General features: G+C 48.6%; 4 protein-coding genes. All 4 read right to left on the bottom strand.

What is annotated here, in order from left to right; translation table 11 throughout:
• Positions 1–163: 163 nt before the first annotated feature.
• Entirely contained in the window at positions 164–763 is a 600-nt protein-coding gene (locus Q0X25_RS07805; protein WP_298580892.1) for a hypothetical protein, read from the bottom strand.
• Positions 764–798: 35 nt separating this feature from the next.
• The gene (locus Q0X25_RS07800; RefSeq protein ID WP_035098478.1) at positions 799–1578 is read right to left on the bottom strand and encodes an NYN domain-containing protein; all 780 of its coding nucleotides are present in this window, start codon (positions 1576–1578) and stop codon (positions 799–801) included.
• Positions 1579–1616: 38 nt separating this feature from the next.
• Positions 1617–2642 carry an NAD(P)-dependent oxidoreductase gene (locus Q0X25_RS07795; protein ID WP_298580887.1) on the bottom strand — a complete coding sequence of 342 codons (1026 nt, stop codon included), beginning with the start codon at positions 2640–2642 and terminating at the stop codon, positions 1617–1619.
• Between the two features lie 131 nt (positions 2643–2773).
• Positions 2774–3685 (bottom strand): DegV family protein (locus tag Q0X25_RS07790; protein ID WP_298580884.1); only part of this gene is annotated, 912 nt, incomplete at its 5' end.

Raw genomic sequence — 3685 nt, 5'->3', positions numbered from 1 at the left:
ACCAGAGAACATCTGAGAATTTCCTGCCATCTAAACCTCCTGCAAAACCAATGCTGTCATAGTGTAAATTTCGCGCTGACCGACAAGGTCTGCAATTTCATCTTTGCGCTAATAAGCAGCATTGCATCTCATATCGACAGTCTGCAAAACGAAAAAAATGATACTACTCACCGTTGGAATCTGCTGCATCAGACAAAGCTTTAAGGATATCTCCCGAAAAAGCCTTGATATAACCATGTCCATGTTCAGCATCAAAACTCACACGCTCAATCAACGCAGCACATGTCTCATCAGATAAATCACCTTGTGCAAAGAGCAGCAAGCTTGCCAACATGTCACGATATTCGGGGTCGCCGTGATAGCATTGCACAGCTTCATCCAACAGACGCCAGACTGCATTGGACCTCTCAGGGGTTGTTGCACCAAAACATGAAAGGAATCTAAACGCAGATTCACGCACCGAAGAAGAACTCTCATCAAAAAGAGCTGCCTCAGCACCATCACAACCATCTGCTACCAAGTCAGCGCGCTCGGAAGCAATACAAGAAAGTGCATCGAGCACCTCCCAGCGTGTCTGAGCTTCAGGACGGTAGAGAGCCTCCACCAGCTGAGGTACGAAGCCATGGATGCGCTCTGGCGTATCATGTGCGACGGCGGCGAGTGCATGAGCTGCTTCTTGGCGTGCCCTACGACGAACGCCCCCCAGCTCTTCCACACACGAGGCAAGCATTTCATCGCTCAGAGTTGTTTGTTGCTCGGTCATAGTTCGCTTCCTCTCATATGCCTTTATGGCAGTCATTACTCTTTGAATCCATCTACGACAACAGTGCCGCTCTTTTCATCCTGATGTGTCTCAAGAAAGCCAAGCTTAGATGCCTCGCGCAAAAGATTGGTAAAGGAATGATAACCGTAGGTACGCTCCGAAAACTGGGGGCGCTTACGGCGCATCGTTTGCTTGATAAGACTGGCGAGAGCAGGGCTATCATTCTCACGCTGAAGCGCATCAATAGTCTCAAAAAGTAGTTGATAGCACTCGTGTTTGTCCTTGGAAACCTTGCTACGAAAATCAGGGATGCCCGTATCACTGACAATGTCTTCGTAAAAGATAAATTCATCGCAGTTTTCGGAAAGAAGTGGACTCGTAGATTCCTTCATACCCACCGCAACAACTGTTTTGCCAAATTCCTTGAGCTTAGCTACCAGCGGAGAGAAGTCAGAGTCGCCCGATAAAATGGCAAAAGTATCGATGTGATCTTTGGTAAAGCACATCTCTACCGCGTCAACAGACAAGCGAATATCTGCCGAATTTTTACCCGTATAAGCACGGTCAGGAATTTCAATGAGCTCGATGCCCAGCTCATGCAGGGGTGTAATTGCATCACCAAAGCGCTGCCAATCACAGTAGGCGCGCTTAGAAACAATGCGGCCCTTCTCAACCAAACGCTCGAGAATTTTTTTAACATCGGGACGAGGTCCCGGTTCTTGGTGGCCATTACGCTTGCGTTTACCTGTGCCTAATGCCAAATTTTCATAGTCAATGAGCACCGCCATGGAGCGTTGTGCTTCATTCTCACTCATACACAATCCATTCTATGTGCTACATGTTTGCAGCAGTCTTAGTCCTTGTGGTGATGATCACAGCCGCAATCGTGATCATGACCATGGCTATGGCCACAATCACAGCCCTCATCTTCATCCTGCTCTGCTTCCAAAATAGACCAGTCAAGACCAGCTGCTTCACCAGTTTCTTGGTCAGCATATAACAGAGTCAAAGCTTGGGTCCCCATGCGAGAGCCACCCACCTGACAAAGTAGGTCATAGAGCGTAAATGCCGTCTCCGCGCCAGGAAGCGTGATACCCAAATCCTGTGCAGATGCCAAAGCAAGGTTCAGATCTTTGTGGAGATGCTCTGCCAAAAAGCCCGGCTTGTAGTTGCCCGCAAGTGACTTGGGAGACAGGCGAGTCATCGCAACTGATCCACCCATGCCATCGCAAATCATCTGTAGGGTCTGCTGAACATCAAGATCTGCCTGCTCGGCCAAAGCCATAGCATCGGCATAACCCATCATGCAAGAAGCAAGCGATACTTGATTGGTAAGTTTTGCCAGTTGGCCCTTGCCTGCAGCACCAAAGTAGTACTGCTTGGCAGAAAAAGTCTGAAGAAGAGGAAGTACCGGAGCTACCGTAGGCTCATCAGCACCAATAATAAGTGTTAACGTACCCGCCTCAGCACCTTCTTGTCCACCCGTTACGGGACAATCAAAGGCATGCTTACCCGAAACTTCAGCAGCATCATGAATATCGCGCGCAAGCTCGGGTGAGCTGGTTGTCAGGTCAATAAGATAGGAACCCTTCTTGGAACTTGCAAGGATACCTGCCGTTGCCAGATACGCATCCTCAACATCGGTGGGATAGCCCAACATAGTAAAGACCACGTCAGCATTCTCAACAGCGCTGGCAATGGAGCTTGCCTCATGAGCACCCGCATCTACTAGAGTTGCCATCTTGTCCTTACTGCGATTAAACACGGTAAGGTCATAGCCCGCATCGAGAATGTGTTTTGCAATGGGCGCACCCATGATGCCTGTACCAATAAAGGCAAGCTGAGATTGAGCGTGTATGTGAGCATGCTGATCGTGCATCTATTCCTCCATTGAATACTGCGCTGTATAGACAAAAATTTTCTGTCCACACGACATAAATCCCTGTTACGATTCCCTTTTTGCACAGTTTCTATTCTTCTTCATATAAAACGCTCGGCATCCAAGCTGTTCTACTTTTCGTCAGTCCCCCGCTTACGCACGCGACGTGCAATACGGTCAGTCAAAGATAGTTTCTCTCTACGGTCAACACCCCAAAAACAAAGTGCCACCATACCAGGACCCACATGAGAACCTAATACGGGAGAAACCGAACTGCGAATAACTGCGATATCTTCGCAACCCTTTTCTTTACGAACCTGAGCTTCAAGCCAGTCCGCGTCTTTTTCTGCATCAGCTGAGACAATACCGAGCGGTAATGAAGAGTCATGGGCGTAATTGTCACGAAAGTCTTGCAGAATGGCGCGCAGAGCTTTTTTACGACCACGGCACACACCGCGCAATGTGAGAGAGCCATTGATATCATAAGAAAGGACGGGCTTCATATCTAACTTTCCGCCCAACTGAGCTGCTGCAGGCGGAATGCGCCCGCCCAAACCCAGCCAATGCAAACTATCTAACGTAAAATAACCATGCACAAAATAGCGTGCATCCTGTGCCCATGCATAGAGCTCCTCAGCAGTAAGCTCCAAAGAAGCTTGTCGTACGACTTCAATAGCCAAAAGCTCTGCTGCAGCAGAATTACAGCAGTTATCCAGCACATAGAGCTCAAAATCTGGATATTTTTCGGCAATCATTTCTGCAGCCTGCCGAGCAGAGTTAATAGCTGAGGAAAGGCCTTCAGACAAGCAAAGGTAGAGCGTAGGCGTGCCTTCCTTGGCGGCGTTTTCAAAAACCTCAAGGTAAGTACCTGGCGTGACTGCCTCAGTGGTAAAACGAGCGTCGGGATTTTTGCGCATGTACTCATAGAACTCATGTGGCGTCTGCGAGGTCCACAAATCGTCTTCACGCTCACCATCAGGACCCACATAGCGAAAGTGAATCACCTCAATGCCAAGCTGTTTTAAAACTTCAGCGTTATAGTC

The sequence above is a fragment of the uncultured Olegusella sp. genome, assembly GCF_947253395.1.
Taxonomy (GTDB): Bacteria; Actinomycetota; Coriobacteriia; order Coriobacteriales; family Atopobiaceae; genus Olegusella.
Note: the sequence above shows the minus strand (reverse complement) of the source record. Positions and strands in the feature narration are given on the sequence as shown.

Coding starts and splice junctions, on each gene's coding strand:
- Q0X25_RS07800 (WP_035098478.1), bottom strand. CDS start 1,578: ATGAGTGAGAATGAAGCACAACGCTCCATGGCGGTGCTCATTGACTAT.
- Q0X25_RS07805 (WP_298580892.1), bottom strand. CDS start 763: ATGACCGAGCAACAAACAACTCTGAGCGATGAAATGCTTGCCTCGTGT.
- Q0X25_RS07795 (WP_298580887.1), bottom strand. CDS start 2,642: ATGCACGATCAGCATGCTCACATACACGCTCAATCTCAGCTTGCCTTT.